The sequence below is a fragment of the Ramlibacter agri genome, from assembly GCF_012927085.1.
Classification (GTDB): domain Bacteria; phylum Pseudomonadota; class Gammaproteobacteria; order Burkholderiales; family Burkholderiaceae_C; genus Ramlibacter; species Ramlibacter agri.
The window spans coordinates 3,629,280-3,642,481 of the sequence record NZ_JABBFX010000001.1; the positions used below are offsets into that span (position 1 = coordinate 3,629,280).

The 13,202-nt window shown below is 71.3% G+C and carries 15 protein-coding genes; 7 read left to right on the forward strand and 8 right to left on the reverse strand.

Features of this window, described 5'->3' with window-relative positions; genetic code table 11:
• On the reverse strand, positions 1 to 1,065 hold the full coding sequence (locus tag HHL11_RS17715) for a hydantoinase/oxoprolinase family protein (RefSeq protein WP_169419675.1): 1,065 nt from the start codon (positions 1,063 to 1,065) through the stop codon (positions 1 to 3).
• Positions 1,052 to 2,035, reverse strand: a complete 984-nt coding sequence (locus HHL11_RS17720) for an ATP-grasp domain-containing protein (protein WP_169419676.1) — start codon at positions 2,033 to 2,035, stop codon at positions 1,052 to 1,054. The genes HHL11_RS17715 and HHL11_RS17720 overlap by 14 nt, the downstream gene beginning before the upstream one ends.
• Here HHL11_RS17720 and HHL11_RS17725 point away from each other — a divergent pair.
• The 5 genes from HHL11_RS17725 (at position 2,034) to HHL11_RS17745 (ending at position 7,423) form a co-directional block, all read left to right on the forward strand.
• Positions 2,034 to 2,774: a HisA/HisF-related TIM barrel protein gene (locus tag HHL11_RS17725; RefSeq protein ID WP_169419677.1), complete on the forward strand. Its 741-nt coding sequence runs from the start codon at positions 2,034 to 2,036 to the stop codon at positions 2,772 to 2,774. The two genes, HHL11_RS17720 and HHL11_RS17725, sit on opposite strands and share 2 nt — an antisense overlap.
• Before the next feature lie 74 nt (positions 2,775 to 2,848).
• Positions 2,849 to 4,084, forward strand: coding sequence for a molybdopterin-binding domain-containing protein (locus HHL11_RS17730; RefSeq protein WP_240980102.1), 1,236 nt, complete (start codon positions 2,849 to 2,851; stop codon positions 4,082 to 4,084).
• The gene (locus HHL11_RS17735; RefSeq protein WP_169419678.1) at positions 4,081 to 5,700 is read left to right on the forward strand and encodes a formylmethanofuran dehydrogenase subunit A; all 1,620 of its coding nucleotides are present in this window, start codon (positions 4,081 to 4,083) and stop codon (positions 5,698 to 5,700) included. Before HHL11_RS17730 ends, HHL11_RS17735 begins: the two co-directional genes overlap by 4 nt.
• Entirely contained in the window at positions 5,700 to 6,608 is a 909-nt protein-coding gene (gene fhcD, locus HHL11_RS17740; RefSeq protein ID WP_169419679.1) for a formylmethanofuran--tetrahydromethanopterin N-formyltransferase, read from the forward strand. The genes HHL11_RS17735 and fhcD overlap by 1 nt, the downstream gene beginning before the upstream one ends.
• Entirely contained in the window at positions 6,605 to 7,423 is an 819-nt protein-coding gene (locus HHL11_RS17745) for a formylmethanofuran dehydrogenase subunit C (protein ID WP_169419680.1), read from the forward strand. Before fhcD ends, HHL11_RS17745 begins: the two co-directional genes overlap by 4 nt.
• 37 nt (positions 7,424 to 7,460) lie before the next feature.
• Here the strand turns inward: HHL11_RS17745 and pqqE are convergent, their stop codons facing one another.
• Genes pqqE through pqqA form a run of 5 tightly spaced genes read right to left on the reverse strand, consistent with a single transcriptional unit; the run spans position 7,461 to position 10,701 of the window.
• The gene (gene pqqE / locus HHL11_RS17750) at positions 7,461 to 8,558 is read right to left on the reverse strand and encodes a pyrroloquinoline quinone biosynthesis protein PqqE (protein WP_169419681.1); all 1,098 of its coding nucleotides are present in this window, start codon (positions 8,556 to 8,558) and stop codon (positions 7,461 to 7,463) included.
• Positions 8,559 to 8,562: 4 nt separating this feature from the next.
• On the reverse strand, positions 8,563 to 8,829 hold the full coding sequence (pqqD, locus tag HHL11_RS17755) for a pyrroloquinoline quinone biosynthesis peptide chaperone PqqD (protein ID WP_169419682.1): 267 nt from the start codon (positions 8,827 to 8,829) through the stop codon (positions 8,563 to 8,565).
• Positions 8,826 to 9,530 carry a pyrroloquinoline-quinone synthase PqqC gene (gene pqqC, locus HHL11_RS17760; protein ID WP_169419683.1) on the reverse strand — a complete coding sequence of 235 codons (705 nt, stop codon included), beginning with the start codon at positions 9,528 to 9,530 and terminating at the stop codon, positions 8,826 to 8,828. The genes pqqD and pqqC overlap by 4 nt, the downstream gene beginning before the upstream one ends.
• Positions 9,527 to 10,447 (reverse strand): pyrroloquinoline quinone biosynthesis protein PqqB, encoded by a 921-nt coding sequence (gene pqqB / locus HHL11_RS17765; protein WP_169419684.1) that lies wholly within the window; start codon positions 10,445 to 10,447, stop codon positions 9,527 to 9,529. Before pqqB ends, pqqC begins: the two co-directional genes overlap by 4 nt.
• 23 nt (positions 10,448 to 10,470) lie before the next feature.
• Positions 10,471 to 10,701 carry a pyrroloquinoline quinone precursor peptide PqqA gene (gene pqqA, locus HHL11_RS34170; RefSeq protein ID WP_205964303.1) on the reverse strand — a complete coding sequence of 77 codons (231 nt, stop codon included), beginning with the start codon at positions 10,699 to 10,701 and terminating at the stop codon, positions 10,471 to 10,473.
• Here pqqA and HHL11_RS17775 point away from each other — a divergent pair.
• Both HHL11_RS17775 and HHL11_RS17780 read left to right on the forward strand, forming a co-directional pair.
• A complete protein-coding gene (locus HHL11_RS17775; protein WP_169419685.1) occupies positions 10,700 to 12,064 on the forward strand; it encodes a histidine kinase in 1,365 nt (454 codons plus the stop codon). The two genes, pqqA and HHL11_RS17775, sit on opposite strands and share 2 nt — an antisense overlap.
• Positions 12,061 to 12,690, forward strand: coding sequence for a response regulator (locus tag HHL11_RS17780; RefSeq protein ID WP_342593233.1), 630 nt, complete (start codon positions 12,061 to 12,063; stop codon positions 12,688 to 12,690). Before HHL11_RS17775 ends, HHL11_RS17780 begins: the two co-directional genes overlap by 4 nt.
• A gap of 6 nt (positions 12,691 to 12,696) precedes the next feature.
• On the opposite strand, the gene HHL11_RS17785 is transcribed toward HHL11_RS17780, so the two are convergent.
• Complete coding sequence (locus HHL11_RS17785; RefSeq protein ID WP_169419686.1) at positions 12,697 to 13,146, reverse strand: hypothetical protein; 450 nt, start codon at positions 13,144 to 13,146, stop codon at positions 12,697 to 12,699.
• Between the last annotated feature and the right edge of the window lie 56 nt (positions 13,147 to 13,202).

Genomic DNA, 13,202 nt, shown 5'->3' on the forward strand with positions numbered 1-13,202 from the left:
TCAGCCCCAGGCCAGCAAGGCCACCGAGACGGCGGGCGCGCAGACGTCGGCCCAGCCGGCGAGCGCGGTATCGGCTGGCGGCGCTGGCAAGGCGACCTCGGCATAGCGCCGGTAGGGCCGGCCCAGGCGGCGCGCCAGTTGCGCCGCGAGGAAGGCGCCGCAGCCGGCGCCGATGATGGGCGCATTGGCAAGAACATCCGCCTCCGCGCAGACGCGCTCCAGCTGCATCCCGATCTCGCGCAGCTGTGCCTGGCGCCACCACGCAGCCAGCGCGAGCCAGTCGTCCGCGCTCGCATCGGCGGCATCGCGCCCGACCATGCGGGCCAGGCGCTGGCGGGTCGCGACGGCGTCCTTGCCCTGGCCGTTCGCGGCCGGCGCCTGGTCGTGAGCGGGATCGAGTTCGCCGGTGAGCCGGTAGATGTCGGCCGTGCTCGCGAAGAATTCGTTCATGACGTTGATGCGTTCGCCGCGCCACTGCACGCGCGGGCCCAGGGCGCACAGCGGGGTACGCACGACGCCGTGGTAGACCAGCTCGCCGGTGGCGAGGCGCTCGGCGTCGTTCGTGCCGCGCGCTGCCACGCGGCCGCCGCGCAGGGGAACGAGATCGGTGGTCGTGCTGCCGATGTCGACCAGCACGGCGTCGCCTGCGCGCGGCGCCAGCACGCGAGCCGTCGCCGACCAGTTGGCGGAGGCGATGCCGCGCCAGTGCGCCGCGGCTTCAGGTGGCGCGCGCCAGCCGCCGTCGCCATCGAAGAGGCGGATGTCGCCGGCCAGTGCCGCTTCCAGGTGCGTGGCGATGCGGGCCACGCCCTGGCCGCGGTCGGCGAACAGGTCGACCATCTCGCCGGTCATGGTGGCCGCGTGGCGCGCCCCGGCCTGCCACGCCGCGGGCCAGCGCGAGCGCGCCTGCTCCAGCGCCGCGTCCAGGTGAGGCAGGCCTTGCCACAGCGGGCAGGGCCACTGTGCGATGTCGCTGAGCGCCCCGTCCGCCAGCACGCAGGCCTTCACGTGGGCGCCGCCGATGTCCCAGCCCAGTTGCAGGCTTGCGCCCTTACGTGGCGGCATGGCCCGCCAGTTGCCGCCCCGGCTTGCATCCGTGGGCGGCGAGGATGTCGACCGCGAGGTTGCGCTGCAGGATCGCGGACAGTCCCGCATAGGCGCAGGTCACGCGCGGATTCACTTCGATGACCACCGGTCCCTTCCTTTCGTTCCACACCACGTCGACGCCGACGTAGCCCCGCAGCCCCGGCAGGGCGGCAGCCACGCGTTCGGCCAGCGCCTGCAGCTGCGCCGCGCGCGGGCCGGCCGGGTCCAGGGCCGCCGGCTGCACGCCCAGGTCGTGCAGCCAGCCGTCGCCGTCGGTCTCCAGCCTTTGCCGGTTGAACGCCACGGGCCGTGCAAGAACCGGACCGACGACGATTGCGATCGACAGCGGCTCGCCGGCTACGAAGGGCTGCAGCAGCGCGGAGCGTCCGGCTTGCAGCCGCGCCTGCAGGTCTTCCTCGGCGGCCGCGCGCGTCGCGTACCGGCGTGTCTGCAAGGTGCCGGCGCCGTCGTCGGGCTTCACGATCCACGAATCGCCGCTGAACGCCAGCGGTGTCGCGATGCCTGCCGCATCCAGCGCGGCACACGTGGCCTTCTTGCTGGCAGCGATGCGGATCGCAGCGGCGCTGCAGCCGATCCAGCGTTGCGCGCCCACGGCTGCGTGCAGGCGCAGCAGCAGGCCGCCGGTCTCCGGCGCCACGACCCAGCAGAAGTCGTGCAGCGGCGCCTGGCTACGCAGGAATTCGGGCGCGCCTTCGCCGGGCCGCGGCGTGAGCGCGCGGCTGCCATGGATGGCATGGCCTGCCTCTTGCTCGCCCGTCGCCAGCGAGACTTGAATGCCGGGGATGCGCACGAGGTCACCGGCCACGGCATTGCGCATGGCCAGTCCGGCGTCCAGCATGTCGAGATGGGCAGCGCTGCCGCGGCCGAGACTCTCGACCGTCGCCGCGTCGCCGGCACTCAGCGGCTCATAGACAAGGATGCGGACCATGAGCTTTACGACGCGGGTGATCCCGGTGATCGATCTGATGCGTGGCGAAGTGGTGCGCGGCGTGCGCGGCGAGCGCCACGCCTACCGGCCCATCGTCTCGCGGCTGGTGGAGGGCAGCGCGCCCTGCGACGTCGCGCTGGCCTTGCGCAAGGCGGCGCCGCCAGTGCCGGGGCGCGAACCGGTGCTGTACGTCGCCGACCTCGACGCGATCCAGGGCGGCGCGCCGCAGGTGAAGGTGCTGGCCGACCTGCTGCACGGCGAACCCGATCTCAGCATCTGGCTCGATGCGGGCTTCACCGGGCCCGCATCGGTGCGCACGCTGCGGGCCGACCTCGGCGCTGCGGCGGCAAGGCTGCGGCCCGTGTACGGCAGCGAAACCCTGGCCGGGGCCGCCGACCTGGACGAACTGGGCGCGGACCCGCACGCCATCCTGTCGCTCGACTCGCGGCTGGAGCGGCCGCTGGATCCGTCCGGCAGCTGGCAACGGCCGCAGGCCTGGCCGGGCACGGTGATCGTGATGACGCTCGACCGCGTCGGCGCCGCCAGCGGGCCCGACCTGTCGACGTTCTCCCGCTTGCGCGCCTTGTCGCCCGACCGGCACTGGGTCGGGGCCGGCGGCGTGCGCGACGCGCAGGACCTGCGCGCCGCTTCCGCCGCGGGCGCGGCGGGCTGGCTGGTGGCCAGCGCCTTGCACGACGGCACCCTCGTTGTGTCCGGCCATGGACGGGACGATTCATGAAGCGTGCCAGCACCGCACGCCACACACTGTTCCACAGGCGCAGTCGATAAGGCCGTTGCAGGCTGGCACAACGCTTGCGCGTCGGCAGCGTGGAGTGGACCTGTCCCTTCTGTTCGCTGCTGTGCGACGGCTTCGCGCTGGCGTCGCGCGAGGGTGCGCTCGTGCTGGACGGCAGCGATTGCCCGCGCGCCCGCGCCGGCCTCGTCGCGCACCAGTCCCGCGGGCAGCCCGAAGCCTTTGTCGACGGCGCGGTGGCGTCTTTGGAAGCTGGCCTGGCCGAGGCCGCGCGCCGCCTGGCGCAGTGGCGCCAGCCGCTTTTCGGCGGCCTCGGCACCGACCTGGCCGGCGTTCGCGCCTTGTTCCGCCTGGCCTTGCGCACGGGCGCCATCTGCGACCACGCGGACGGCGAGGCGCTGGCTGCGGGCCTGCGCGCGCTGCAGGATCGCGGCCAGTTCCACACGACGCTGGCGGAAATCCGCGCGCGTGCCGACCTGCTCGTGTGCGTGGGGACGGACGCGGTCACCCATTACCCGGAGTTCTTCCGGCGCTGCGGCCTGGACCGGGACGACACGCCTTGCCGCCGGCTGGTCTTTCTCGGGGCCGAGCCGCCCACGCAACTGCCCGCGCATATGGAGACGCCGCGCATCGCGGGCTCCGGCGACCTGCTTGCCGACCTGCAACAGCTGGCGACGCTGGTCGGCGCAGCGACCTGTCGCCATGCCGATCAAGAGCTTGCCGGCCTGGCGCAAGCGCTGCGAGCGGCGCGCTACGCGGTACTGGTCTGGGAAGCGGCCGCTTTGCCGCGCCAGGGCGCGCTGGCGGTGGAGATGCTCCATCGCATCGTCATGTTGCTGAACCGGGAGACACGCGCGGCCAGCTTTGCCTTGGGCGGCAGCGATGGCGCGGCCACCGCGCAGCAGGCCTTCACCTGGCTGTCGGGGCTGCCGCTGCGCACGCGCCTGCAGGCCGCCGACCCGGAACACGACCCGGTCCGCTTCGCCGGCGAGCGCCTGCTGGCCGATGGTGCGGTCGATGGCCTGCTGTGGACTTGGAGCTGGACGCCCGAGCGGCTGCCATCCGTTGCGGACCTGCCGCGCGTCGTCCTCGGGCCGCCCGGCATGGGGCCGCGTCTGCGCCAGGCCGGTGCCGCACGCGATTGCGTGTTCCTGCCGGTCGCGACGCCGGGACTGAACGCGGCCGGCCACCTGTTCCGGACCGATGGCACGGTCGTCCCGCTGGTGGCGGCGCGCGATGACGCCCTGCCTGGCGTGGACCGCGTTGCCGCGAGCCTGCTGGAGGCGTTGCCATGAGCACGCGGCGCCTGCGCGGCGGCCGCGTGTTCGACCCGGCCAACGGCATCGCCGGCGAAGTGCGCGACGTCGTCATGCGCGATGGCCGCATCGCCGAGCTCGATCCACGCGCTGCGGTGGATGAGGAGATCGACGCCAGCGGCTGCATCGTGCTGGCCGGCGGCATCGACCTCCATAGCCACATCGGTGGCGGCAAGGTGAACCTCGCGCGCCTGCTGCTGCCCCGCCACCAGTGCACGCCCAGCGCCCTGGCCACCGGCAGGCACTACGCGGAAATGGGCTACACCTCGGTGTTCGAGCCGGCCATGGCCGCCAGCGATGCGCGCCAGGCGCACTTGCAGATGGGCGACGTGCCCATCGTCGACCACGGCGCCTACGTGATGCTGGGCAACGACGAGACCCTGCTCGAACTGCTGGCCCAGGGTGCGGACCCGCAGCTCGTGCGCGACTACGTCGGCTGGGTAGTGCACGCGACCAAGGCCCTGGGCGTGAAGGTCGTGAACCCCGCCGGCATCTCGGCCTTCAAGTTCAACCAGCGCAAGCTGGATGTCGACGAAGCGCACGTGCATTGGGGAGTGACGCCGCGGCAGGTGATCCGCGCACTGGCGCGGGCCGTGCACGACCTGGGGCTCGCGCATCCGCTGCACATCCACTGCAGCAATCTCGGGGTCGCGGGCAACATCGCCTCCACGCTGGCGACCATGGACGCCCTGGAAGGCCTGCCGGGGCATTTGACGCACGTGCAGTTCCACAGTTACGGCACCGAAGGGCCGCACAAGTTCTCCTCCGCCGCGCTGGAGCTGGCCGAGGCGCTGGATGCCCACCCGAACTGCTCCATCGACATCGGGCAGGTGCTGTTCGGCCAGACTGTCACGGCCTCGGCGGACACCATGCGCCAGTACGCGAACGTGGATTTCGCCAGTCCGCACAAGGCGGTCCTGGCTGATCTCGATGGCGACTCGGGCTGCGGGGTGCTGCCCTTTCGCTACCGGGAGCAGAGCTACGTGAACGCGCTGCAATGGAGCATCGGGCTGGAGCTGTTCCTGCAGGTGCGCGACCCGTGGCGGGTGGTGCTGACCACCGACCACCCGAACGGCGCGCCCTTCACCAGCTATCCGCACCTGATGCGGCTGCTGATGAACAAGCCTTTCCGCGACGAACAGTTGGCCCGCCTGCACCCGGAAGTCGCGGAGCAGTCCGCGCTGAAGCACATCACGCGCGAGCTGAGCCTGGAGGAGATCGCCACCATGACGCGCGCGGCGCCGGCCCGGCTGCTGGGGCTGCGCGACCGCGGCCACCTCGGGCCGGGCGCGGCGGCGGACGTGGCCGTCTACCGGGAACAGGGCAATGCCGAAGTCATGTTCGCGCATGCTGCCTGGGTGTACAAGGACGGCGAGCCGGTGGTGCGCGACGGCGAGGTGAGGGCCTCGCCGGTGGGCGCCACCCACTTTGCCGAGGTCCAGTTCGATGCCGGCGTGCAGCGCCTGCTGGACGCGCGTGGCGACGCCCCGCTGGGGCTGCATCGCCACCACGCCGTCATCGGACGTGACGAACTCTGCGCCTGCTGCAACGGAGGGCGGCTGTTCGCCTGGGCCTGCGAACCGAGGAGCCCGTGATGCGCGTGAACGGGATTGCGATCGACGACGGCTTCGCCGAGGCCTTCGCCATGAAAGCGACGCGCCTGGTGATCACGGCGCACGAGCGCATGTGGGCCATGCTGGCGGCGACCAGCGCCACCGGCATGGCCACGTCGGTGATCGGCTGCGGCTGCGAAGGCGGCATCGAAGGCGAGCTGTCGCCGCAGGAAACGCCGGACGGTCGCCCGGGCGTGTCCATCCTGCTGTTCGCCGTCTCGGGCAAGGAACTGGCCCGGCAGGTGGAGCGGCGCGTCGGCCAGTGCGTGATGACCTGTCCGACGACGGCCATCTTCGCCGGCCTGCGCGAAGGCGAGCCGGTGCCGCTGGGGCGCAACCTGCGCTTCTTCGGCGACGGCTGGCAGATCGCGAAGGTGATCGCCGGCGTGCGCTACTGGCGCATCCCGGTCATGGACGGCGAATTCGTCGCGCAGGAGACCACGCGCGTGGTGAAGGGCGTGGGCGGCGGCAACCTGCTGCTGCTGGCCCGTGACACCGACGCCGCGCTGGCCGGCGCCACCGCCGCCGCGCAGGCGATGCGCATGCCGGGCGTGATCCTGCCCTTCCCGGGCGGCGTGGTGCGCTCGGGTTCCAAGGTGGGCAGCAAGTACAGCTCGCTGCCAGCCTCGACCAACGAAGCCTTCTGCCCCTCGCTGGCCGGGCGCGCGCGCAGCGAGCTCGGCGAGGAGGTCCGCTGCGTGCTGGAGATCGTCATCGACGGCATGACCGAGGGCAGCGTCGCCGCCGCCATGCGGGCGGGGATGGCGGCCGTGATCGCGCGTGGCGCGCAGGCCGGTGTCAGCCGCATCACCGCCGGCAACTATGGCGGCAAGCTGGGCCCCTTCCATTTCCGCTTGCACCAGTTGCTGCCGGAAGGCGCGGCGCCATGAGGCACCGGCTGCTGCTGCGCGCGACGCCTTCCTTGCGGGTCGATGCGCGGGCGCTGCTGCCGGCGGCGCTGTCGGCGCTGGGCCGCGAAGAGGTGCTGCGGGTGCTGCTGCCGTGCGGGCGCGAGGGCGTGCCGGTGGGGGAGTGGTTCGAGGTGCTCTCGCAAGTCCTGGACGACTCTCTGCCTTGCCTGACGGTGGAGGGCGATCTCGGGCGCTTCGACTTCTTGGGCGCCGCCCTGTCGGACGGATCGCTGGAAGTTGAAGGCAATGTCGGCGACTGCGCCGGCCTGGGCATGTCCGGCGGCGAGCTGCGCGTGCAGGGCTCGGCGCGCGACCTGGCGGGTTGCGCCATGAGCGGTGGGCGGCTGCAGGTGCAGGGCAGCGTCGGCGATTTCGCCGCCGGCGCGCTGGCGGGAGAGATGGAGGGCATGCGTGGCGGGACTCTGGTCGTGCGCGGGCGTGCGGGTGCGCGCCTGGGCGATCGCATGCGCCGCGGGACCGTGGTGGTGCATGGCGAAGCCGGCGAGTTCCTGGGCTCGCGCATGGTGGCTGGCACGATCGCGATCGCGGGACGCTGCGGCGCGCACGCGGGCTGGGGCATGCGGCGCGGGACGGTGGTGTTCGCGGGCGACGCGCCGGCGCCGCCGGCGAGCTTCGTGCCGGTGCGCGCGGAGGCGGAGGTGTTCTGGCAATTGCTGGCGCGGGATCTGGCGGGATTCGGTGGTGTGTTCGAAGATTTGCCGCGACGGAACATCGCGCGCTGGGCAGGAGACCTGGCGGTCGACGGCAAGGGGGAGTGGATCCTGCCGCGGTGAAAGGTAGGCTGGGTTCGGCGCAGCCGACCCCAGCATCTCACTCCAGCCGCAGCGACTCGCGCTTGTCGCGAAACACCAGCGGACGTTCAACCACCCCAGCCTCGGCCACGGCGCTCCGGATGCGATCGTGTTGCGGACTCTTGGGACAGACCGGATCGGCCGCCTGCGCATCCTGCGCCACCAGCCAGGCCTGGCAGCGGCAGCCGCCCAGGTCGATCTCGCGTTGGTCGCAGCTCGCACAGGGTTCCTTCATCCAGCCGGTGCCGCGGTAGCGTGCGAAGCCCTCCGACTCGAACCAGATCTCACGCAGCCCGTGCTCGCGCACGTTGGGAAAAGCCAGCCCGGGCAGCATGCGGGCCGTGTGGCAGGGCAGGGCGACGCCATCGGGCGCGACGTTCAAGAGCGTGCTGCCCCAGCCGTTCACGCAGCGCTTGACCTTGGCCTCGTGGTAGTCCGGCGCCACGAAGAAGATGCGCATGGAGGTGCCCAACCGCGCCCGCCAGGCATCGGTGCGCTCCTCGGCTCGCCGCAGTTGTTCATGCGTGGGCAGCAGCTGCGAGCGGTTCAGGAAGGCCCAGGAGTAGTACTGCGTGTTGGCCAGCTCCAGGTATTCGGCCCCGAGCGCGTGTGCCATCTCGATGATGCGGTCGACGTGGTCGATGTTCATGCGGTGGATCACCACGTTCAGCACCATCGGCCAGCCCTGTTCCTTGACGAGCGCCGCCACCCGGCTCTTCAGCTCGAAGGTCTTCGTGTGCGAGAGGAAGTCGTTCATCTCGCGGGTGGAGTCCTGGAAGGACAGCTGCACGTGGTCCAGTCCCGCCTGCTTCAAGGCCTGGGCCCGTTCCGCGGTCAGGCCGACGCCGGAGGTCAGGAGGTTGGTGTAGAAGCCCAGGCGCCGGCCTTCGGCGACGATCTCCTCCAGGTCATCGCGCAGCAGCGGCTCGCCGCCGGACAGGCCCAGCTGCACCGCGCCCAACGCGCGCGCTTCACGCAACACGCGCAGCCAGTCGGCCGTGCCCAGTTCGTCCCCGTGCTTCGCGAAGTCCAGCGGGTTGAAGCAGAACACGCAGTGCAGCGGGCAGCGGTAGGTCAGTTCGGCCAGCAGCCAGAGCGGAGGGCCGGGAACTGCCATGGCCTCAGTCCCAGGCGATCCAGCGCTGCTGCGCCGCGATGTCCATGAACGCGAACACGTCCGGCGCCAGGCCCGCGGTGTCGAACGCCGTCTCCAGGTCGGTGACGATCTCGCCGGCGGTGCGCTGGCCGTCGCAACGCTTCAGGATCTCGCCCGCGCTCTGGTTCAGCTTCACCATGCCTTCGGGGTAGAGCAGCACGTGGCAGTCCTGCGCGGCTTCCCATTGAAGGCGGAAGCCGCTGCCTAGGCGCGGGACATCGCTGGCCGTCATGACACGCCGTAGCCCTGGGCCATGGAATCGTTCATCGCCCACAGCACGTCCAGCTTGAACTGCAGCACTTCCAGCGCGCGCTGCTGCAGCGCGTGCGTGTCGAAGTGCGCCAGCGTGATCGCCAGGCCCTGCTCGACGTCGCGGCGCGCGCGGCTCACCCGCTGGCGGAAATAGTCCAGGCCTTGTGACTCGATCCACGGATATTGCTCGGGCCAGTTCGCCAGCCGCTGCTGGTGGATCTCCGGCGCGAACAGCTCCGTGAGCGAGGAGCACACCGCCTCCTGCCAGGGCGCGCGCCGCGCGAAGTTGACGTAGGCATCGACGGCGAAGCGCACGCCCGGCAGCACGTGGCGCAGGTCCTGCACCTCTTTGCGCTCCAGGCCGGTCGCTTGCGCGAGCCGCAGCCAGGCTTCGATGCCGCCTTCATCCTGGATCCCGCCCAGCTCGAAGCCGTCGTGGTCCAGGATGCGCTGGACCCAGTCGCGCCGCACTTCGCGGTCCGGGCAGTTGGCCAGGATGGCGGCGTCCTTCTGCGGGATCGCCACCTGGTAATAGAAGCGGTTGGCCACCCAGCCGCGGATCTGCATGGGCGTGGCCCTCCCGCCGTTCAGCATGCGATTGAAGGGGTGGTGGATGTGGTAGCGGCTGCCGAGCGCGCGCAGGCGCTCCTCGAATTCGACGCGCGTCCAGGGACTGCTCACAGCACGATCTCCATGCCGTCCTCGCAAACGGTCACGCCGGCCGCCGCCAGCGCGGCGCGTTCGGGCGAGTCCTCGTCGAGGATGGGGTTGGTGTTGTTGACGTGGATGAGGAAGCGCCGGGTAGGGGACGGCAGGCGCGCGAGCCAGTCCAGCATGCCGCCGTTGCCGGACAGGGCCAGGTGGCCGATGTCGCGGGCCCGGTGCCGCGACAGGCCGAGGCGGATCATTTCGTCGTCGGTCCAGAAGGTGCCGTCCACCAGCACCGCGTCGGCGGTGCACATGGCGTCGAACACCGGCGGGCTGATCTCCATGAGGCCGGGCGCATAGAACGCCGAGGTGCCGCGCTGGCGGTCCGCGATGACCACAGCGATGTTGTCGCCCGGCGTGCCTTGCTGGCGGTGCGGAGAATAGGGCGCGGCCTTGCCGGCCAGGGCGAGGGCACGCAGCACGATGCCGGGCACGCCCGGCAGCTCGAAACCCGGGCCGTCCGGCGAGACCCCATGGGACTCGACGCCGCAATAGTGGCGCAGCACCTCGAACAGCGGCAACCCCTGCCGCAGGTCGGCGGCGACTGCTTCGGTGCACCAGATGGGCAGGGGCGAGCCGCGTTCGCGCAGCATCAGGAGCCCGGTCGCGTGGTCCACCTGGCCGTCGACGAGCACGACGCCGGCGATGGCCGTGTCGCGGACCTTGCGGCCCGGCTGCAGCGCCGGCCGCGCACGGATCTGCTCCAGGATGTCCGGCGACGCATTGAAGAGAATGCCGTCCACGCCGGCATCGGCGCGAACGAAGATCGAGGACTGGGTACGCGGCTTCGCGCGCACCGTGCCGCCGCGCACGCCGGCGCAGTTGCGGCAATTGCAGTTCCACTGGGGGAAACCGCCGCCGGCGGCGCTGCCGAGGATGGTGATCCGCATGGGCAACGGCCGGCGGCGCCCCCTCAGCGGGCCGCGATGTACATCGTGATTTCGAACCCGAACCGGAAGTCCTGGGCCTGCGGGGTTTGCCACTTCATGGTCGATCTCCTGGAAAAGGGGATGGCCATGGTCGCCGGACCGTGCGGGTCCGCCCAGCCCTCGCGGCATGAATCCTGCCTCATGATTTTCATGAATCGCGTTTTGCCGCCCATGCCGCGCAGCCGTACCATGCGCTCGGGGAGGGGCCCGGCCATGACCCTGCGATTGAAGATCCACCTGATCGTCGGCGCGCTGACGCTGCTGTTCCTCGTCGCCCTGCTGGCGGAGCAGTTCGACGGCATGCGCAAGTCGGTCAACGAGGAAGTGGTGGCCGCCAACCGGGTGGCGGCGCAGATGCTGCGGCGCGCGGTGTGGGGCGCGGCCGCGCAAGGGCCTGAGGCCTTGCGCGCTTACCTCGAAGGCATGGGCCGGGTGCGCTCCAACGACATCACGCTGGTCGACGCCGCCGGTGCCGAGCTGTACCGCTCGCCGCCGTCCACTTACAAGGAGGGGCGCAATGCGCCGGACTGGTTCGAAGACCTGATCTCGCCGCCGCCTTCGTCGCAGAGCATCCAGTTCCCCGACGGCACGCTGACCGTGCGCTCCAACGCCTCGCGTGCCGCGCTCGACGCCTGGGACGAGTTCGTCCCGCTCATGGGCCAGTCCTTGCTGGTGCTGCTGGCCGCCAATGCCGCGGTGTTCTGGCTGGTGGGCCGGGCCGTGCGTCCCTTCGGCCGCATCGTGGTCGCGCTGAACGAAGTGGAGACGGGCCGCTTCGACACGGAGCTGCCGCGCCTGCCCGGCAAGGAGGCGGGCGCCATTGGCGAGGCCTTCAACCGCATGGTGGGCATGCTGCGGCGGAACATCGAAAGCGAGCGCCGCGCCGCCATCGCCGAGCGCGAGCTGAACGACAGCCGCGAACTCGCGCACTGGGTGGCCGGCCAGATCGAGCAGGAGCGGCGCAGCATCGCACGCGAGCTGCACGACGAATTGGGCCAGTCGGTCACCGCCATCCGCAGCATGGCCTTGTCGATTGCGCAGCGTGCGCGCGGCATCGACGCCGAATCGGAGCGCGCGGCGCGCGTCATTGCCGATGAATCCTCGCGTCTCTACGAGGCGATGCACGGGCTGATTCCGCGCCTGGCGCCCCTGGTGCTGGACAACTTCGGCCTGCGTGAGGCCTTGGCCGACCTGGTCGAGCGCACGCGCCGCAGCCATCCTGACGTGCGCATCGAACTCGATGCCCAGCTCGCCGATGCCCGGCCTTCGGCCGAAGTGGCGCTGACGCTGTACCGGGCGGCGCAGGAGGGCATCACCAATGCGCTGCGCCACGGCCAGGCGCGGACGTTGCGGCTGCAGCTGCGCGTCGTCGCCGATGGCATCGAACTGCAGCTGCTGGACGACGGCCGCGGCTTGCCGGCGGACTGGCCCGAGCACCGCGGCCAGCGCGGCCTGCGCTGGCTGGCCGAGCGGGTGGAGTCGGTGGGTGGCAGTTGCAGCGTCGAGCGGGGCAGCACGGGCGGCGTGCGCCTGCAAGTCAGCGTGCCGGTGGACGAAGCCGCGGAGGCGCTCGCGTGATCCGCGTGATGCTGGTGGACGACCATGCGCTCGTGCGCATGGGCTTTCGCATGCTGCTCGCGGACGCGCAGGTGGAAGTGGTCGCCGAAGCCGGCGATGGCGAGCAGGCCTGCCAGGACTATGCGCGCGTCAGGCCCGACGTGGTGGTGATGGACCTGTCGATGCCCGGCATGGGCGGCATCGAGGCCGTGCGGCGCCTGCTCGCGCAGGACGCGAAGGTCCGCGTGCTCGCCTTGTCCGCGCACGAGGACACGGCGCATTCGAGCCGGGTGCTGCGCGCCGGCGCCCTGGGCTACCTGGCCAAGCGCAGCGCGCCGGAAGCGCTGGCCACCGCGGTCCGCACGGTGGCGCGCGGCGAGCGCTACGTCGACCCGCAGACGGCGCAGGCCTTGGCGATGGCGCAGCTGGAAGGCGGCGGCAGCCCGGCCGACGTGCTGAGCGAACGCGAGTTCTCGGTGTTCGTGCAGCTCGCGCGCGGCGCCAGCGTGGCGCAGGTGGCGGAGAACCTGAAGGTGTCGCCCAGCACGGTGGGGACGCACCTGTACCACGTGAAGCAGAAGCTGGGGGCGAGCAACCAGTCGGAGCTCACGCTGGTGGCGCTGCGCTGGGGCTTGATCCAGGCGTGACGCAGTTCAGCGTTGCGGCGCGTCCTCGGCCTCGCATTGCACGTGCGCCATCGACACGCCGATGGGCAGGTAGGCGCCGTAGCGCATGATGTACTCGCGCTGCACGGCGTAGGCTTGGCGTTCCCAGCTCACGATCTCGGTGCAGGACGGTGCGACGCGGAAGGCTGCGCCGTCGCGGAGCGCGTCGTCGCCGCGGGCCACGGCCTGCAGGTAGTGGACCATTTCGTGCACCACGACCGAACTGGCGAACAGGTTGTTCTCCGGGTCCAGCGCTTCGTCGACGTACAGGTTGTGGCCGCCGGCGTACCAGCCGAGCACCTTGCATTCCTGCCCGTGGCAGGCCTGCTGGACGAAGAACTCGTGCGGCTTGGGCACCACGACCGGAGGTTCGGTGGGCGCGGGGTAGCCGGACAAGGTCACGGCCCAGGACAGCAGGGTGGCATAGAGCTCGGTCATGGGGACATTCTGTCTTCCGGCCTCCGGCCGGGCACGCGGCTTCGTGTCATCCGAAT

Excerpts from the sequence above, each read along its gene's own strand:
- HHL11_RS17720 (WP_169419676.1), bottom strand. The coding sequence starts at position 2,035 with ATGGTCCGCATCCTTGTCTATGAGCCGCTGAGTGCCGGCGACGCGGCG.
- HHL11_RS17715 (WP_169419675.1), bottom strand. The coding sequence starts at position 1,065 with ATGCCGCCACGTAAGGGCGCAAGCCTGCAACTGGGCTGGGACATCGGC.
- fhcD (WP_169419679.1), top strand. The coding sequence starts at position 5,700 with ATGCGCGTGAACGGGATTGCGATCGACGACGGCTTCGCCGAGGCCTTC.
- pqqB (WP_169419684.1), bottom strand. The coding sequence starts at position 10,447 with ATGCGGATCACCATCCTCGGCAGCGCCGCCGGCGGCGGTTTCCCCCAG.
- pqqD (WP_169419682.1), bottom strand. The coding sequence starts at position 8,829 with ATGACGGCCAGCGATGTCCCGCGCCTAGGCAGCGGCTTCCGCCTTCAA.
- HHL11_RS17745 (WP_169419680.1), top strand. The coding sequence starts at position 6,605 with ATGAGGCACCGGCTGCTGCTGCGCGCGACGCCTTCCTTGCGGGTCGAT.
- pqqE (WP_169419681.1), bottom strand. The coding sequence starts at position 8,558 with ATGGCAGTTCCCGGCCCTCCGCTCTGGCTGCTGGCCGAACTGACCTAC.
- HHL11_RS17735 (WP_169419678.1), top strand. The coding sequence starts at position 4,081 with ATGAGCACGCGGCGCCTGCGCGGCGGCCGCGTGTTCGACCCGGCCAAC.
- HHL11_RS17785 (WP_169419686.1), bottom strand. The coding sequence starts at position 13,146 with ATGACCGAGCTCTATGCCACCCTGCTGTCCTGGGCCGTGACCTTGTCC.
- HHL11_RS17725 (WP_169419677.1), top strand. The coding sequence starts at position 2,034 with ATGAGCTTTACGACGCGGGTGATCCCGGTGATCGATCTGATGCGTGGC.
- pqqA (WP_205964303.1), bottom strand. The coding sequence starts at position 10,701 with ATGGCCGGGCCCCTCCCCGAGCGCATGGTACGGCTGCGCGGCATGGGC.
- HHL11_RS17775 (WP_169419685.1), top strand. The coding sequence starts at position 10,700 with ATGACCCTGCGATTGAAGATCCACCTGATCGTCGGCGCGCTGACGCTG.